Source organism: Pantoea sp. XAF26B01_ASV70 (assembly GCF_054512635.1).
Genome location: NZ_CM137251.1, coordinates 913,060 through 929,622 on the forward strand (window position 1 = coordinate 913,060; position 16,563 = coordinate 929,622).

Genomic DNA, 16,563 nt, shown 5'->3' on the forward strand with positions numbered 1-16,563 from the left:
GGTGGTAAAACAGGATGTGGAACTCCGTCGCCGTGAGGTGACGGTTGACGATGCGCTTCCGGCGACGCTGCCGCCGCTGCTGAAACGACTCTATCTGCAACGCGGCGTGCGCGACGCGGCAGAGCTGGAGCGCGGGGCGAAAAACCTGCTGCCGTACCAGTCCTTAAGCGGGATTGAGAGCGCAGTGGAACTGCTGCATCAGGCGCTGCTGGATGGGCGTCGCATTATGGTGGTGGGCGACTTTGATGCCGATGGCGCGACCAGTACCGCGCTGACGGTCATGGCGCTGCGCAGCATGGGCGGCGGCAACGTGCAGTATCTGGTGCCTAACCGCTTTGAAGATGGTTATGGCCTCAGCCCTGAAGTGGTTGAGCAGGCGCGCGCGCGCGGCGCGGCGATGATCCTGACCGTCGACAACGGCATCTCCTCCCACGCCGGCGTTGAATGTGCCCATCAGCACGGGATTCCGGTGCTGATTACCGACCACCACCTGCCGGGCGAGACCTTACCGGCCGCTGAGGCGATCGTTAATCCCAATCTGCCGGACTGCAACTTTCCCTCACGTGCACTGGCGGGCGTGGGCGTTGCGTTCTATCTGATGCTTGCTCTGCGCGCCCATCTGCGCACCCAGGGCTGGTTTGGTGCCACTCGCACCGAACCCAATCTGGCGGAGATGCTGGATCTGGTGGCGCTCGGCACGGTTGCCGACGTGGTGCCGCTCGACGTCAACAACCGCATTCTGGTGTGGCAGGGACTCAGCCGCATCCGGGCGGGAAAATGCCGGCCAGGCATCCGGGCGCTGCTGGAGATTGCTAATCGCGATGCGCGTCAGATGGCAGCCAGCGATCTCGGCTTTGCGCTGGGGCCACGGCTCAATGCCGCAGGCCGGCTCGACGATATGTCGGTGGGCGTGGCGCTGTTAATGACTGAGGATCTCAGTCAGGCACGGATGTTAGCCAGTGAGCTGGACGCGCTGAACCAGACACGAAAAGAGATAGAGCAGGGCATGCAGAGCGAAGCGCTGGCGCTGTGTCAGGCGCTGGAGCGTGAGCAGCGCGATCTACCGCTGGGGCTGGCCTTTTATCATCCCGAATGGCATCAGGGGGTGGTGGGGATCCTCGCTTCCCGTCTGAAAGAGCGTTTCCATCGTCCGGTGATTGCCTTTGCTCCGGCGGGCGACGGCACGCTGAAAGGCTCAGGCCGCTCAATTGCCGGTCTGCATCTGCGCGACGCGCTGGAGCGTCTGGATACGCTGAATCCCGGCCTGATGCTGAAGTTTGGCGGTCATGCCATGGCGGCAGGCTTATCACTGGAAACCGCACGCTACGAGGAGTTTCGTCAGCGCTTTGCCGATCTGGTCGGTGAGTGGCTGGATGGCGAATCTCTGCAGGGCATCATCTGGTCAGATGGTGCGTTGCAGCCGCAGGAGTTTTCGCTGCAGACCGCTGAGATGCTGCGCGAAGCGGGCCCCTGGGGCCAGGCGTTCCCGGAACCCGCCTTTGACGGCAAATTTAAGCTGCTGCAACAGCGGCTGGTGGGCGAGCGACATCTGAAAGTGATGGTCGAACCGCTGGACGGCGGTCCGCTGATCGACGGGATCGCCTTTAATGTCGATACCACCCTGTGGCCCGACAGCAGCATTCGCCAGGTCGAACTGGCCTATAAGCTGGATATCAATGAGTATCGTGGTAACCGCTCGGTACAGCTGATCATTGACCATATCTGGCCGCTTTGATTTTTCTAAGGCGCGCGCGTCTCCGGTCACGGCAGAGGCGCGTCAGCCTGTTTTTTCCCTGCGTTAACCTGCGGTGCGAGCGGTTGTCGTCGCAGCCCGATAAGCAAATGCAACGCGTCACGCCGCCCCGGCATCAGCCCGCTGTCTCAGCGCTACAAACTGCCGCCAGTTTCGGGTAAACTTGTGCGTTAAATTTCCTGTCCCATCGAACATAAGAAAGACGCTAAAGCCATGTTTGAAATCAACCCGGTCAAAAACCGTATTCAGGACCTCAGTGAGCGCAGCGACGTTCTTCGGGGGTATCTTTGACTACGATGCCAAGAAAGAACGCCTCGAAGAAGTAAACGCCGAGCTGGAACAGCCCGATGTCTGGAACGAACCTGAGCGTGCTCAGGCGCTGGGCAAAGAGCGCTCCTCGCTGGAAGCGATCGTGCAGACGCTGGATCAGATGTCGCAGGGCCTGGAAGATGTGCAGGGTCTGCTTGAACTGGCGGTAGAAGCGGAAGACGAAGAGACTTTCGACGAAGCGGTTGCCGAGCTGGATGTCCTTGAGGGCAAGCTGGGCGAGCTGGAATTCCGCCGCATGTTCTCTGGCGAGTATGACAGCGCCGACTGCTACATCGATCTGCAGGCGGGTTCCGGCGGCACCGAAGCGCAGGACTGGGCCAGCATGCTGATGCGTATGTATCTGCGTTGGGCCGAAGCCAAAGGCTTCAAAACCGAAATTATCGAAGAGTCTGAAGGTGAAGTTGCAGGCATTAAATCTGTGACCATTCGCGTGTCAGGCGACTACGCCTTTGGCTGGTTGCGTACCGAAACGGGCGTGCATCGCCTGGTGCGTAAGAGCCCGTTTGACTCCGGCGGCCGTCGTCACACCTCCTTCAGCTCAGCCTTTATCTATCCGGAAGTGGATGACGATATTGATATCGACATCAACCCGGCCGATCTGCGCATTGACGTCTATCGTGCGTCAGGGGCGGGCGGCCAGCACGTTAACCGGACGGAATCTGCGGTACGTATTACCCATATTCCAACCGGTACCGTCACCCAGTGTCAGAATGACCGTTCTCAGCACAAGAACAAAGATCAGGCGATGAAGCAGATGAAAGCGAAGCTGTACGAGCTTGAGATGCAGAAGAAAAACGCTGAGAAACAGGCGCTGGAGGACAATAAGTCCGACATCGGCTGGGGAAGTCAGATCCGTTCTTACGTTCTCGATGATGCACGCATCAAAGATCTGCGCACCGGCGTAGAGACGCGTAACACCCAGGCGGTGCTGGACGGCGACCTGGATCGATTCATTGAAGCTAGTTTAAAAGCAGGGTTATAAGGAACCGACATGTCTGAACAACAACCGCAGAGCGCTGATGCCGCCGTTGAGTTAAATAACGAACTGAAAGCGCGTCGCGAAAAGCTGAGCGTGCTGCGTGCAAATGGCGTGGCGTTTCCTAACGATTTTCGTCGTGACAGTCTCTCAAACCAGCTGCATGAGAGCTATGGCGAGAAGAGCAACGAAGAGCTTGAAGATCTCGGCATCGAAGTCAGCGTTGCCGGACGTATGATGACCCGTCGTATCATGGGTAAAGCCTCTTTCGTGACCCTGCAGGATGTGGGTGGCCGGATTCAGCTTTACGTCTCGCGTGACGATCTGGCTGAAGGCATCTACAACGAGCAGTTCAAAAAGTGGGATCTCGGCGATATCCTGGGCGCGCGCGGCAAACTGTTCAAAACCAAAACCGGCGAACTGTCGATTCACTGTTCTGAACTGCGCCTGCTGACCAAAGCACTGCGTCCGCTGCCGGACAAGTTCCACGGCCTGGCCGATCAGGAAACGCGCTACCGTCAGCGTTACCTTGATCTCATCGCCAACGAGGAGTCGCGTAACACCTTCAGAATTCGTTCGCAGATCATGGCCGGCATTCGCCAGTTCATGGTGGGCCGCGACTTTATGGAAGTGGAAACCCCGATGATGCAGGTGATCCCTGGCGGCGCGTCTGCGCGTCCGTTCATCACCCATCACAATGCGCTGGATATCGACATGTATCTGCGTATCGCTCCAGAGCTTTATCTGAAGCGTCTGGTGGTGGGCGGATTCGATCGCGTGTTCGAGATCAACCGTAACTTCCGTAACGAAGGTATTTCGCCACGTCATAACCCAGAGTTCACCATGATGGAACTCTATATGGCTTATGCGGATTACAAAGATCTGATCGAGCTGACCGAAAGCCTGTTCCGTACGCTGGCGCAGGATGTGCTGGGCAGCACCGTGGTGCCTTACGGCGAGCAGGAGTTTGATTTCGGTAAGCCGTTTGAAAAACTGACCATGCGTGAAGCGATCAAGAAATACCGTCCGGAAACGGATCTGGCCGATCTGGAAGACTTTGATAAAGCGGTGGCGATTGCTCAATCACTGCACATCAAGGTTGAGAAAAGCTGGGGTCTGGGCCGTGTCGTAACCGAAATCTTTGAAGAGACCGCAGAAGCGCATCTGATTCAGCCGACCTTCATCACTGAATATCCGGCTGAAGTCTCTCCGCTGGCCCGTCGTAACGACGAGAACCCGGAAATCACCGATCGCTTTGAGTTCTTCATTGGCGGTCGTGAAATCGGTAATGGCTTCTCCGAGCTGAACGATGCGGAAGATCAGGCTGAGCGTTTCCTGCAGCAGGTGAATGCTAAAGATGCTGGCGACGACGAAGCGATGTTCTACGACGAAGACTATGTCACCGCACTGGAGCACGGTCTGCCGCCAACCGCCGGTCTGGGTATCGGTATTGACCGTATGGTGATGCTGTTTACCAACAGCCACACTATCCGCGATGTGATTCTGTTCCCGGCACTGCGTCCAGGCAGCAAGTAATCGTTATGAGTCGCTGTCAGGCCTGATCTTCAGGCCTGACAGCGTGATGACAAAGCCGAATCAGAGTGAATTTGGCAGCAACTGATAAACTCACGGCACAGGGAACACGGTCAGAAGAGGAAAGCGTCCCGCGCCATGGATGGCGTGGGCCGAGCGGTCATGGATGACAGTTTTTGCGTCTTTCCGATCTGACCGTGTTACCTGTGCAGGCTCGGTCTTACAGCGAACCAGGCCCGACTTTGTCACCAAGCTTAAGGCCGGAAATTCCGGCCTTTTTTACATCTGTTCGTTCAGCAGATATCAGGATTTAATCGCCTGATCCAGCCATGTCTGAAATCGCGAGTAAGGCACATAGAGCGCAACGTTCTTATAGAGTGTCTTACCGCTGACATTGTCGTTGATGTTATTGCTGTAGCCAATAATCACGCCCGCCAGCGTATCATCAGAGGCGTTATAGACTGCGCCGCCCGACATCCCTTTGACCACCCCCGCATTCGCCGCCACCACGACGCAGTCCGGCTTATTCCAGCTGTTCGCCAGCGTGGTATTGATCAGGTTCTGCCCGCTGGAACTGACCGGCATGGCCGAAATAAAACTGTAGCCGTAGAGATTGACCTGATCGCCGATGTGGCTGTTACGAAAGTTGGGTGGCAGGTTCATTTCGCTGTTTTTGTGGTAGACCACGGCCAGATCGCATTGCGGATGCCAGGCTTTGACCCGGTAAAGCGAAAACTTTGCCACATGTGCGGCGGTCAGGCTGTACTCCGGCGTCAGTGGGATGGTGGTACCGAGCGTGCCTAAACCCAGCACGGTGGGAATGCCGGTCACGGTCATATCCACCCGTTTTTCAGCTTCTTTACTGTACTCATAATGACCCACCGAGCAGCCGGTTAAGCCAAACACCATTAAGGCTATGAGTCGTTGCATTCTCTCTCCCTGCGTCAGAAGTTGATCACATCACCTGGCAATTGATTAGGGATATATCGGCAACGTTAAGGATTTATTAATTAAATACGCACTAAAAAGCGTAACGGGTTCGCGGGAAATGACAACCTGACCCTGGGTCATGTGCGCTTTAACAGGCTTAGCCAGCAGGCTGACAAAGCCATTTGTTCCGGCAAAGCAGCAGGATTATTGCGGCCCCGGCAATAATCCTTTGCTGCGCGCAGGCTATGTCGCGCATCAGCACTGTGCTGTAATGCTCACCGTGACGCAGATCAAATTTTAATAAGCGTCGAGGGGCTGCGCGTCTGTGCAGTTCACCTGCAAATGATATTGGGAGAGTGTTATGCCTGTAGCATTAATGGCGCTGGCGTTGAGTGCGTTCGCCATCGGAACCACTGAGTTTGTCATTATGGGATTGCTGCCGGAGGTGGCGCGTGACCTTCAGGTGTCAATTCCGTCGGCGGGCTGGCTGATCAGCGGCTACGCGCTGGGCGTGGCGATAGGTGCGCCGATTATGGCGCTGCTCACCGCCAGGCTGCCGCGTAAAAAAACGCTGATTCTGCTGATGGTGATATTTATTGTCGGCAACCTGCTGTGTGCGCTGGCTTACAACTATAACCTGCTGATGCTGGCACGCATCGTCACCGCGCTTTGTCACGGTGCCTTCTTCGGTATTGGCGCGGTGGTCGCCGCTAGTCTGGTACCAGCCGGTCGTCAGGCTTCCGCTGTCGCACTGATGTTCACCGGACTAACCTTAGCCAACGTGCTGGGCGTTCCGCTGGGAACCAGTTTCGGACAGATGTTTGGCTGGCGAGCCACCTTCTGGGGCGTGGCTGTGATTGGCGTGCTGGCGTTTATCGCCCTGATCGTGAGTCTGCCCAACAATAAACAGGAAAAGCCGGTTCACCTGGCGAGTGAAATTGGTGCACTGGCCAACGGGAAACTGTGGCTGTCGCTGCTGATGACGGTGTTCTTTGCCGCGGCGATGTTTGCGCTGTTCAGCTACATTGCGCCGCTGCTGCTAGAGGTGACGGGCATCAGCGATCGCGGCGTCAGCTGGACGCTGTTCCTGATTGGCGCAGGCCTGACGGTCGGTAATATTCTTGGCGGCAAACTGGCCGACTGGAAAGTCTCCTTTAGCCTGATCCTCAGCTTCTCCCTGATCGCCATCTTCTCGCTGCTGTTCAGCTGGACCAGCCATGCGCTGTGGCTGGCGGAGATCACCCTGTTCCTGTGGGCGATGGCGACCTTTGCGACGGTGCCGGGTCTGCAGATCAACGTGGTACGTCACGGCAAAGAGGCGCCTAACCTGGTCTCAACCCTGAACATTTCGGCGTTTAACGTGGGCAATGCGCTGGGTGCCTGGGTCGGCGGTGCGGTGATTGGCCGTGGATATGGCCTGACGGCGGTGCCGGTTGCTGCCGCTGCGCTGGCGGCAATCGGCCTGCTGATCTGTCTGATCACTTTCCGCAAATCGGGCCGCGCAGCCGCTAGGGTTCGCGCTTAAGCCAGGCGGGCGGCGATGCGTGCCGGAAAGTCAGCCACCTGCCATTGCAGATGGCTGACAAAGGCATCGACCAGCGCCGATGCAGGGCGGTGCTGCGGCCTCACCAGGCTGACGGTAAACGGAACCGCCACGCTGAACTGACGCATCACCACACCGCTGTCGGCGTAATCCAGCGCCGTCAGCGGATTCACAATTGAAATGCCCACGCCCGCTCTGACCATGGCGCACACTGAAGCGGCACTGTGCGTCTCCATCACCAGCCGCCGCTCGACGCCCTGCTCATGAAACAGCGCATCCAGCAACTGACGATAGCTGTCACTGCGCGACAGGCTCACATACTGTTCGCCCGCAAAATCGTGCGGCGTCAGCTCTGAACGCTGACTCAGAGGGTGATTCTGAGGCAATACGCATACTTCATCGCAGGTGAGCAGGGCGAGACGGTCAGTGCCGGCCGGAGCGTGCTGGGTTTCGGTTAAGCCGATATCGTAGCGCTGTGCTGACAGCCACTCCTCCAGCAGCGGCGACTCCTGCGGAATCACATTCAGGCTCACATCCGGGTAGCGCTGTAAAAAGGGCTGACACAGTGGTGGCAGCAGCGACTGCGAAAAAACGGGCAGGCAGGCGATCGACAGCTCACCCTGACGGAACTGGCGCAGCCCTTCAGCCGCTTCCATGATGCGATCCAGTCCGTACCAGGATCGCTGCACCTCTTCAAACAGACGTAATCCCTGCACCGTCGGTTGCAGGCGACCACGAACCCGTCCGAACAACTCTAATCCCAGCTGCTGCTCCAGGCGTGCCAGCTCCCGGCTCACCGTCGGCTGTGAGGTGTGCAGCAGTGTCGCGGCCTGAGTCAGATTGCCGCTGGTCATCACCGCATGAAAAATCTCGATATGCCGCCAGTTAATGTTCGCCACGCACCCTTCCTATATCCATTCTGCATAGATGCTATTAAAACAGATATTTTTCGCTATGACACGATTCTGGCTTAATGCAGCTATTGCCACAGGAGAATTGCCATGCCACGTTCCTTACAGAGTACCGAAACCGCACTCAGCGCCGCTAACCTGCTGCCGCTGGCACGCCGCTACACCGGGCCATTCTGGGCTTATGATGCGCAGATTATTCAGGCGCGTATTGCCCAGCTGCAGGCATTTGATGTGGTGCGCTTTGCGCAGAAGGCCTGCTCGAATACGCATATCCTGCGCCTGATGCGCGCAGCAGGCGTGAAAGTGGACTCGGTATCGCTGGGTGAGATCGAACGTGCGCTGGCCGCGGGTTACCAGCCCGGCGGTGATGAGATCGTCTTTACCGCGGATCTGTTCGATCAGCCGACGCTGGAGCGGGTGACCGCGTTAAAGGTGCCGGTTAATGCCGGATCGATCGATATGCTGCATCAGCTCGGCGCGGTCTCACCGGGACATGCGGTGTGGCTGCGGGTCAATCCTGGTTTTGGTCACGGCCACAGTCAGAAAACCAATACCGGTGGCGAAAACAGCAAGCACGGTATCTGGCACGCCGATTTAGCCGAGGCGCTGGCGGCGATTAAGCAGCACGGCTTGCAGCTGGTGGGCATTCATATGCATATCGGCTCAGGCGTCGATTATGCGCATCTGCAGCAGGTCTGTGATGCGATGGTTGAACTGGTGATGGCGTCGGGTCAGGATCTGACCGCGATCTCTGCGGGCGGTGGCCTCTCTGTGCCTTATCGCTATGGTGAAGAGGCGATCGATACCGATCACTATTTCGGCCTGTGGGATGCAGCACGGCAGCGTATTGCCCAGCATCTGGGTCACGCGATAAAGCTGGAGATCGAACCGGGCCGTTTCCTGGTGGCCGAGGCCGGTGTGCTGGTCTCTCAGGTACGGGCGGTTAAGTCGATGGGCAGCCGTCACTTCGTCCTGGTCGATGCCGGTTTCAGTGACCTCATGCGCCCCTCAATGTATGGCAGCTATCACCATATCTCGCTGATGGCGGGCGATGAGCGGGCCATTGATGAGCAGCAGACTATCGACACGGTGGTCGCTGGCCCGCTGTGCGAATCGGGTGATGTCTTTACCCAGCTGGAGGGCGGCATGGTCGAACCACGCGCGATTCCGGCGGCAAAGGTTGGCGATTACCTGGTCTTCCACGACACCGGTGCTTACGGTGCATCCATGTCCTCTAACTACAACAGCCGTCCGCTGATCCCGGAAGTGCTGTTTGAGCAGGGCCAGCCGCGCGAGATCCGCCGCGCGCAGACTATTGAGTCGCTACTGGCACTGGAAATCAGCTAATCACCTCACCCGGGCGGCCAGCGCGCCGCCTGTCAGCCATAGATCTCTTTGCGCAGCATGACCAGCTCCTCTGCCAGCTCGCGGCACAGCATTGCATTCATCAGATGATCCTGCGCATGCACCAGAATCAGCGTGACCGGCAATTTTCCGCTTCCCTCGTCTGCACCAATCAACGCGGTCTGAATTTTATGTGCCGCTTTTGCCGCGGTATCTGAAGCTGCCAGCGCCGCGTCAGCCCCGGTCCAGTCGCGTTTGCGCGCACACTGAATCGCCATCATCGCCGACGAACGGGCTTCCCCTGCATTGATCAGCAATTCCATCATGGTCTGTTCGTAATCCATAACGCCTCCGCTATTGGTATGCCAAATTGGCCGTTTTAATCATACTGGAATGCCAATAAACGTTTCCGGGAGGTTCGTCACAGAAAAAACCGAGGAGATTCGTCAGTTTGGTATGCCACTGACAGGGAAGACCACGACGATTACAGGAATACCGATCTTACATCTCTGAGGGTTGATCATGTCTCTACAGGACCGCCTTATCGATTCCCTGGGCAGCTTTGCTACCCGCTTTAACAGTTATCGCTACATCATGGCGATTAAAGCCTCATTCATTACCCTGATGCCGGTGATCATTGTTGGCGCCTTCTCGGTATTGATCTCTAACATGGTGCTGGACAGCAAAAATGGCCTTGCCAGCTTTGCCGCCCTGGCTTTTTTAGCTGACCTCAAGCCCATCACCAGCAGTATCAATTACGCCACGCTCAGCTTTCTCAACATTGGTGCGGTGTTCCTGATTGGTATTGAGCTTGGGCGCATCAACGGTATAAAAACGCTGTTTCCCGGCCTGCTGGCGATCATCTGCTTTGTATCCGTAACGCCGACCACCTTACAGATGATGGTCGATGGGCAGATGCACCTGGTCACCGACGTGCTGGCCAAACAATTCTCCGATACCAAGAGCCTGTTTCTCGGCATGTTTATCGCCATTCTGTCGGTAGAGATTTACTGCCGCCTCGAACAGGTTGAGCGGCTGAAAATCAAAATGCCCGACACCGTGCCGCCCAATGTGGCCGCCTCTTTCTCCGCGCTCATCCCCTCAATCATCACCGTGACGCTGATAGCGACCTTTGGCTTTATCTTCCATCGCGTCACCGGCATGTACCTTTACGACGCGGTATACCAGGTGGTGCAGCAGCCGCTGGAGTCGGTGGTGCAGAGCCTGTGGGGCATTCTGATTCTGATGTTCGTCGCCCAGCTGTTCTGGGTGATTGGTATTCACGGCAACCAGATGGTGAAGCCGATCCGTGAGCCGCTGTTGCTGGGCGCGATTATGGTCAACATGACCGCTTTTGAGCAGGGAAAAGAGGCACCGAACATCATCACCATGCCGTTCTGGGATGTTTATATGAGCATCGGCGGTTCCGGCCTGACCATCGGGCTGCTCACCGCCGTGATGCTGGCAACACGACGCAAAGAGATGCGTGAAATCGCCAAACTGTCGTTCGGGCCAGGCATTTTCAATATCAACGAGCCGGTTATATTTGGTATGCCGATTATGCTTAACCCGATACTGGCTATCCCTTTCATCATCACACCGCTAGTGACAGGTTCTATCGGTTACTTCGCTACGGTGATGGGATTTGCCGGGAAAGCCGTGGTGATGGTGCCATGGACCACGCCTCCGATTATCAATGCCTGGCTGTCAACGGCCGGATCGATGGGTGCGGTGGTGACGCAGATCGTCTGCATTCTGGTGTCAGTACTTATCTATCTGCCATTTGTGAAAGTCGCAGCCCGCCGCGCGGATGCAGCAGAAGCAGCGGAAGCAAAGAGCCTGCAACCTGAGCTGAACCCTAACAGAACGGAGGTGTTATGAGTCGTCAGACTGTCCACATACCTGAGAATTTCATTCTGGGAGCTGCTGCCTCCGCCTGGCAGACGGAAGGCTGGAGCGGAAAAAAAGCGGGGCAGGACTCCTGGCCTGACGCCTGGTATCAGCAGGATCGTCACGTCTGGCACAACGGCTACGGCCCGGCGGTTGCCACCGACTTTATCAACCGCTTTAGTGAGGATGTGGCGCTAATGAAGGCCAGCGGGCTGACCCACTACCGCACTTCAATCAACTGGTCGCGTTTCCTGATCGATTACGAAACCGCTACGGTCGATGAGGAATACGCGGCTTACTATGACCGGCTGATTGATGAAATGAAGCGCCAGGGCATTGAACTGATGCTCTGTCTGGAGCATTACGAGCTGCCCGCCACGCTGCTGGAGCAGTATGGCGGCTGGCAGTCAAAGCATGTCGTTGAACTCTTTATCCGTTATGTCGAACAGGTGTTTAAACGCTATGCCGGTCGGGTCACGCGCTGGTTTGTGTTTAACGAGCCGATTGTGGTGCAGACCCGCGTCTATCTCGACGCGCTGCGCTGGCCTTATGAGCAGAACACCCATAAATGGATGCAGTGGAACCACCACAAGAATCTTGCTACCGCCCGGGTAGTGAAGCTGTTCCGCGCGGCAGGCTATGCCGGTCGCATTGGTACCATACTCAATCCGGAAGTCACCTATCCGCGATCGTCAGCCCCGCACGACCAGAAGGCGGCGCATATTTATGACCTGTTCTACAACCGGGTGTTTCTCGATCCCGCCATTAAAGGCGAGTATCCGGCGGAGCTGCTGGCGCTGCTTGATAAGCATCAGATTGAGTGGGAAACCACCCCGGAAGAGCTGGCGATTATTGCCGCCAATACCGTCGATGAAGTCGGGCTTAATCTCTACTATCCGCATCGCGTGAAGGCACCGTCCCGCGCCTGGCATCCCGAGACACCCTTTCATCCCGCCTGGTATTACGAACACTTTGAACTGCCGGGGCGACGGATGAACCCTTCACGCGGCTGGGAAATTCAACCCGAAATTATCTGGGATATGGCGCAGCGGATGCGCGATGAGTACGGCAATATCCCGTGGTTTGTGGCTGAAAGCGGTATGGGAATTGAGAACGAAGCGCAGTTCAAAAATGCCGACGGGGAGATTCAGGACGATTACCGCATCGCGTTTATCAGCGAGCACCTGCATCAGGCGATACGCGCCAGTCAGGCGGGGATTAACTGTCAGGGCTATATGCTGTGGGCGTTTACCGACAATGTCTCGCCAATGAATGCCTTTAAAAATCGCTATGGTCTTATCGAAATCGACTTAGATAAGCAGCGTCAGCGCCGTATGAAGAAATCTGCCCACTGGTTCCGTACGCTGCGCGACACGCAGCAATTTACCCTGTGGCTTGATGATGAGCCGAAATAACGCGAGGAAACGAGCATGAAAAGAATTGTTCTGGCCTGTGCTGCGGGCATGTCGACCTCAATGGTGGTGACGCGGATGGAAAAGGAGGCTGCCGCGCGCGGTCTGGCATTTCAGATCTACGCCATTCCGGAGCAAAACCTGCGTGAAGAGCTGCAAAACTACGGCAACGAGGTGGTGGTCGTGCTGCTCGGGCCACAGGTGCGCTTCAAACTGGAGGAGAACAGAAAACTCACCGACAGCTATCAGTTGCCCATCGCGGTGATCGATACGGTTGCTTACGGCACGCTGAATGGTGCAAAGGTACTCGATCAGGCGCTGGCTTTGATACACTGAGCCCCAGTTTGCGAGCCAGCCTCTCCGGTTCGCGGGCATTGTCGCGCAGGGAACCGCGGCAATGCCGTTAGCGCATTGATTGCAAAGGGTGACAGTGTGGACAAAGCCGAAGCGCCGCAAGAAAAAAAGCAGTATCAGGAAATTGGTCAGCACCTGCGTCAGCAGATCTGTGACGGGCACTATCCGGTGGGATCGCGCCTGCCGCCTGAACGTCAGCTGGCTGAAACCTGGGGCGTCAGCCGGACCATCGTGCGCGAGGCATTATTGATGCTGGAGCTGGAAGGTACGGTGGATATCCGCCAGAGCTCCGGCGTCTATGTGATGCGTATTCCTTCCGCCAGTGATGATGAAGAAGAGGCCTTCTTCCGCAGCGACGTTGGCCCGTTTGAAATGCTACAGGCACGTCAGTTGCTGGAGAGCAATATTGCAGCCTTTGCCGCAAAAATGGCGACCAAAGCGGACATTGAAAATCTGCGCCGAACGCTGGAACAGGAGCAGCGTGCTATCGCCGCCAACGACAGCAGTCAGGACAACGACAAGTTGTTTCATCTGCTGCTGGCGGGTGCCAGTCAGAATCAGATGCTGCTCGATACCGTCACCAGCATCTGGCGACATCATGACAGTAGCCCGCTCTGGCAGCAGCTGCGCCCGCAGTTTGAAACCCGCGCCTATCGCCTGAAGTGGCTTGGCGATCACCAGACTATCCTGGCCGCTCTGCGTCGGCGTGATGTGATGGGGGCCTGGCAATCTACCTGGCAGCACCTTGAGAACGTCAAGAATACGCTGCTGGAGCTTTCCGACGCCGATGCGCCTGACTTTGATGGCTACCTGTTTGATTCAGTCCCGATCTTTCAGGGGAAACTGATGTGATTGAGATTGTATCGCTCAGCGATGCCCCCCAATTTGCCGATCAGATCATCGACTGGCAGTGGCGCGCATTTGGTGAAGCCACCAGCCGGGCGTTCTTTGCCAGTGTGGTGAACAGCAGCCTTATCGGTGCTGATTTTCCAGTGACTTTCGTTGCCGTGGAGATGGGCAGGGCAGTCGGCACGGTGGGATTCTGGCGCTGCGACCTGATCAGCCGTCAGGATCTTTTCCCCTGGCTGGCGGCGCTCTATGTTGATGAGTCGGTGCGCGGCAAAGGTGTCAGTGAGGCGCTGCAGCAGCATGTCATCGCCTATGCGCAGGCACAAGGCTATCCACGGTTATGGTTATGGTCAACGTTTGGGGGCTACTACGAACGTTATGGCTGGCTGCCACAGGGCGAAGCGCTGGAGTATCCCGCTAAGCCGGTAAAACTCTATTATCGCGACCTGTAAGAGATGCCAGCCGCCATCGCGGCAGCTGGCAACAGAGCGCTTAGGGAGCCGGATAGGTATAACGATGGTGGATCGCCTCAATGCCTTCCAGGATCTCTGCATTTAAGGTCAGATTGAAGCTGTCGATATTGATCTGCAACTGTTCAGGCGTAGTGGCGCCCAGCAGCGTGCTGGCCACAAACGGCTGCTGACGCACATAGGCCAGGGCCATCTGCGACGGGTCGATCTGATGCTGCTGAGCCAGTGCCACATATTCGGCAATCGCCTTTTGTGACTGCTCGCCGCTGTAGCGGGTAAAGCGGCTGAACAACGTGTTGCGTGCGCCCGCAGGCTGCGCGCCATTCAGGTATTTGCCGCTCAGCGTTCCAAACGCCAGGCTGGAATATGCCAGCAGCTCTACGCCTTCATGCTGGCTGATTTCGGCCAGACCCACTTCAAAGCTGCGGTTCAGCAGGCTGTAGGGATTCTGAATGCTGATAATGCGCGGCAGCTCATGCTTCTCCGCCAGCTGCAGATAGCGCATCACGCCCCACGCGGTTTCGTTCGACACCCCGATATAGCGGATCTTACCAGCGCGCACCTGTTCGGTCAGCGCTTCCAGCGTCTCCAGCAGCGTCACCTGAGCGGTGGTTTCGCTGTACTGATAGCCAAGCTTGCCAAAATAGTTGGTCTGACGCTGTGGCCAGTGCAGCTGGTAGAGGTCAAGGTAGTCAGTATTCAGGCGTTTCAGGCTGGCATCGAGTGCTGCGCGGATGTTTTTACGGTCCAGCGCCATATCCGGGCGAATCGACGCATCATTGCCACGTGAAGGCCCGGCCACTTTACTGGCAAGAATGATTTTGTCGCGGCTGCCGCGCTGTTTAAGCCAGCTGCCAATATATTGTTCGGTCAGACCCTGGGTTTCCGGACGCGGGGGCACCGGATACATCTCGGCAGTATCAATAAAGTTGATGCCGGAACGGATAGCTAAATCCAGTTGAGCATGGGCGTCGGCTTCGCTGTTCTGTTCGCCAAACGTCATGGTGCCCAACCCCAGCTGACTCACTTCCAGCGTGCTGTGGGGAATACGATGATAGTGCATTGCCAGCTTCCTTTTCTTTATGGAATGGAATGTTGTGTCCTCAGGGACTATAGCGCGAGCAATGGCGGGGAAGGAAGGGGGAAAAGTCGGGGAAATCACCTGCCAGCCGGGAATCGGTGGCAGGTGATTAAATCGGGCACTTAACGTTCAATGATCGTAGAAACCTCATCGCTGTTAATCTGCACCATATGACCCGTCTGGTCAGTGTACTCCACCAGGCCGGTCTCTTTATCAATGCTCGGCTTGCCTTCGGTCATGATCATCCGGCCATCTTTGGTCGCCATGACATAATCAGAACTGCATCCACTTAAGAATGCGGCGGTTACCATCACCAGTGCTACTCCTGCCAACCCTTTCATCACGCCTAATCCTCACAAATGGTCAAGTGCAAACAGTGTAGTAATAAATGGTTTTGCCGGCAGGGTTAATCGTATGAATCTGAAAATAACCGGGCGAGCAGGCTCGCCCTTGACTTTATCAGGCGTGCTTTTTCTTACTGCGCATCAGGTTAAGACACTCAACCGCCATTGAGAAGAACATAGCGAAATAAATGTAACCTTTTGGTACGTGGACCGCAAAACTCTCCAGGATCAGGGTGAAACCGACCAGAATCAGGAAAGAGAGAGCCAGCATTTTCACTGACGGATGGCGGTCAACAAACTCACCGATCGCGCGCGCAGCGAACATCATCATCAGCACGGCAATAACCACCGCCGCCATCATAATGAACAGATGATCGGAGAGGCCGATGGCCGTGATCACCGAGTCGAGGCTGAAAATAATGTCGAGCATCATGATCTGCACAATCGCACCCAGGAAGGAATGGACGCGGGTGTTGTGTTCGCCTTCGCTGCCTTCGATCGTTTCATGGATCTCCATGCTCGATTTCCACAGCAGGAACAGTCCGCCAAACAGCAGAATCAGATCGCGCGCCGAGAACGCATGATCCATCAGCGTAAAGAGCGGGTTAGTCAGACGGGCTACCCACGCGATAGAAGCCAGCAGGCCAAGACGCATCAGCATCGCGCCCATCAGACCAATGCGACGTGCGCTGGCTTGCTGGTGTTTTGGCAGTTTAGCGACCACCAGCGACAGGAAAATGATGTTATCAATACCCAGCACCACCTCAAGGATGGTCAGGGTGCCCAGCGCCAGCCAGGCGTTGGGATCGGAAATCCACTCAAACATACCGACATTTAATCCTA

At 56.5% G+C, this 16,563-nt stretch carries 16 protein-coding genes; 10 read left to right on the forward strand and 6 right to left on the reverse strand.

Annotation, left to right across the window (positions count from 1 at the left end; translation table 11 throughout):
* Position 1: 1 nt before the first annotated feature.
* The 3 genes from recJ (at position 2) to lysS (ending at position 4,595) form a co-directional block, all read left to right on the forward strand.
* Positions 2–1,735, forward strand: a complete 1,734-nt coding sequence (gene recJ, locus ACX8ZY_RS04480) for a single-stranded-DNA-specific exonuclease RecJ (RefSeq protein ID WP_033769918.1) — start codon at positions 2–4, stop codon at positions 1,733–1,735.
* 231 nt (positions 1,736–1,966) lie between these two features.
* Positions 1,967–3,065, forward strand: a protein-coding gene (prfB, locus tag ACX8ZY_RS04485; RefSeq protein WP_099257461.1) for a peptide chain release factor 2 whose coding sequence is annotated in 2 segments (ribosomal slippage) — positions 1,967–2,041 and positions 2,043–3,065 — 1,098 coding nt in all. Because the reading frame shifts where the segments join, the coding sequence is not laid out codon by codon here.
* 9 nt (positions 3,066–3,074) lie between these two features.
* Positions 3,075–4,595 (forward strand): lysine--tRNA ligase, encoded by a 1,521-nt coding sequence (gene lysS / locus ACX8ZY_RS04490; protein WP_010248682.1) that lies wholly within the window; start codon positions 3,075–3,077, stop codon positions 4,593–4,595.
* 300 nt (positions 4,596–4,895) lie between these two features.
* Here the strand turns inward: lysS and ACX8ZY_RS04495 are convergent, their stop codons facing one another.
* Positions 4,896–5,522, reverse strand: coding sequence for a serine protease family protein (locus tag ACX8ZY_RS04495; RefSeq protein WP_421665243.1), 627 nt, complete (start codon positions 5,520–5,522; stop codon positions 4,896–4,898).
* A gap of 361 nt (positions 5,523–5,883) precedes the next feature.
* On the opposite strand from ACX8ZY_RS04495, the gene ACX8ZY_RS04500 reads away from it, so the two are divergent.
* Positions 5,884–7,047: an MFS transporter gene (locus ACX8ZY_RS04500; protein ID WP_010248677.1), complete on the forward strand. Its 1,164-nt coding sequence runs from the start codon at positions 5,884–5,886 to the stop codon at positions 7,045–7,047.
* Here the strand turns inward: ACX8ZY_RS04500 and ACX8ZY_RS04505 are convergent.
* A complete protein-coding gene (locus ACX8ZY_RS04505) occupies positions 7,044–7,964 on the reverse strand; it encodes a LysR family transcriptional regulator (protein WP_421665244.1) in 921 nt (306 codons plus the stop codon). The two genes, ACX8ZY_RS04500 and ACX8ZY_RS04505, sit on opposite strands and share 4 nt — an antisense overlap.
* Positions 7,965–8,066: 102 nt before the next feature.
* Here ACX8ZY_RS04505 and lysA point away from each other — a divergent pair, with 102 nt between their 5' ends.
* Positions 8,067–9,323, forward strand: a complete 1,257-nt coding sequence (gene lysA / locus ACX8ZY_RS04510) for a diaminopimelate decarboxylase (protein WP_033758716.1) — start codon at positions 8,067–8,069, stop codon at positions 9,321–9,323.
* A 32-nt stretch (positions 9,324–9,355) separates the two neighbouring features.
* Here lysA and ACX8ZY_RS04515 read toward each other — a convergent pair whose 3' ends face one another.
* Complete coding sequence (locus ACX8ZY_RS04515) at positions 9,356–9,664, reverse strand: PTS lactose/cellobiose transporter subunit IIA (RefSeq protein ID WP_010671044.1); 309 nt, start codon at positions 9,662–9,664, stop codon at positions 9,356–9,358.
* Positions 9,665–9,842: 178 nt separating this feature from the next.
* Between ACX8ZY_RS04515 and ACX8ZY_RS04520 the strand changes: the two genes are divergently transcribed.
* The 5 genes from ACX8ZY_RS04520 to ACX8ZY_RS04540 all read left to right on the forward strand — a co-directional run bounded on the left by ACX8ZY_RS04520 (position 9,843) and on the right by ACX8ZY_RS04540 (position 14,277).
* A complete protein-coding gene (locus tag ACX8ZY_RS04520; protein ID WP_010248669.1) occupies positions 9,843–11,201 on the forward strand; it encodes a PTS sugar transporter subunit IIC in 1,359 nt (452 codons plus the stop codon).
* A complete protein-coding gene (locus ACX8ZY_RS04525) occupies positions 11,198–12,625 on the forward strand; it encodes a glycoside hydrolase family 1 protein (protein WP_421665245.1) in 1,428 nt (475 codons plus the stop codon). Before ACX8ZY_RS04520 ends, ACX8ZY_RS04525 begins: the two co-directional genes overlap by 4 nt.
* Positions 12,626–12,640: 15 nt before the next feature.
* Positions 12,641–12,958 carry a PTS sugar transporter subunit IIB gene (locus ACX8ZY_RS04530; RefSeq protein WP_010248665.1) on the forward strand — a complete coding sequence of 106 codons (318 nt, stop codon included), beginning with the start codon at positions 12,641–12,643 and terminating at the stop codon, positions 12,956–12,958.
* Between the two features lie 96 nt (positions 12,959–13,054).
* Positions 13,055–13,828 (forward strand): FCD domain-containing protein, encoded by a 774-nt coding sequence (locus tag ACX8ZY_RS04535; protein ID WP_010248663.1) that lies wholly within the window; start codon positions 13,055–13,057, stop codon positions 13,826–13,828.
* Complete coding sequence (locus ACX8ZY_RS04540; protein WP_061901157.1) at positions 13,825–14,277, forward strand: GNAT family N-acetyltransferase; 453 nt, start codon at positions 13,825–13,827, stop codon at positions 14,275–14,277. Before ACX8ZY_RS04535 ends, ACX8ZY_RS04540 begins: the two co-directional genes overlap by 4 nt.
* Positions 14,278–14,317: 40 nt before the next feature.
* Here the strand turns inward: ACX8ZY_RS04540 and ACX8ZY_RS04545 are convergent, their stop codons facing one another.
* From ACX8ZY_RS04545 to ACX8ZY_RS04555, 3 genes are all read right to left on the reverse strand, one after another.
* Entirely contained in the window at positions 14,318–15,358 is a 1,041-nt protein-coding gene (locus tag ACX8ZY_RS04545) for an NADP(H)-dependent aldo-keto reductase (RefSeq protein ID WP_187496083.1), read from the reverse strand.
* Positions 15,359–15,498: 140 nt separating this feature from the next.
* On the reverse strand, positions 15,499–15,717 hold the full coding sequence (locus ACX8ZY_RS04550) for a YgdI/YgdR family lipoprotein (RefSeq protein WP_003853956.1): 219 nt from the start codon (positions 15,715–15,717) through the stop codon (positions 15,499–15,501).
* A 118-nt stretch (positions 15,718–15,835) separates the two neighbouring features.
* Positions 15,836–16,546, reverse strand: coding sequence for a TerC family protein (locus ACX8ZY_RS04555; protein ID WP_010248654.1), 711 nt, complete (start codon positions 16,544–16,546; stop codon positions 15,836–15,838).
* Between the last annotated feature and the right edge of the window lie 17 nt (positions 16,547–16,563).

Coding starts and splice junctions, on each gene's coding strand:
- lysS (WP_010248682.1), top strand. CDS start 3,075: ATGTCTGAACAACAACCGCAGAGCGCTGATGCCGCCGTTGAGTTAAAT.
- ACX8ZY_RS04495 (WP_421665243.1), bottom strand. CDS start 5,522: ATGCAACGACTCATAGCCTTAATGGTGTTTGGCTTAACCGGCTGCTCG.
- ACX8ZY_RS04500 (WP_010248677.1), top strand. CDS start 5,884: ATGCCTGTAGCATTAATGGCGCTGGCGTTGAGTGCGTTCGCCATCGGA.
- lysA (WP_033758716.1), top strand. CDS start 8,067: ATGCCACGTTCCTTACAGAGTACCGAAACCGCACTCAGCGCCGCTAAC.
- ACX8ZY_RS04515 (WP_010671044.1), bottom strand. CDS start 9,664: ATGGATTACGAACAGACCATGATGGAATTGCTGATCAATGCAGGGGAA.
- ACX8ZY_RS04520 (WP_010248669.1), top strand. CDS start 9,843: ATGTCTCTACAGGACCGCCTTATCGATTCCCTGGGCAGCTTTGCTACC.
- ACX8ZY_RS04525 (WP_421665245.1), top strand. CDS start 11,198: ATGAGTCGTCAGACTGTCCACATACCTGAGAATTTCATTCTGGGAGCT.
- ACX8ZY_RS04530 (WP_010248665.1), top strand. CDS start 12,641: ATGAAAAGAATTGTTCTGGCCTGTGCTGCGGGCATGTCGACCTCAATG.
- ACX8ZY_RS04545 (WP_187496083.1), bottom strand. CDS start 15,358: ATGCACTATCATCGTATTCCCCACAGCACGCTGGAAGTGAGTCAGCTG.
- ACX8ZY_RS04550 (WP_003853956.1), bottom strand. CDS start 15,717: ATGAAAGGGTTGGCAGGAGTAGCACTGGTGATGGTAACCGCCGCATTC.
- ACX8ZY_RS04555 (WP_010248654.1), bottom strand. CDS start 16,546: ATGTTTGAGTGGATTTCCGATCCCAACGCCTGGCTGGCGCTGGGCACC.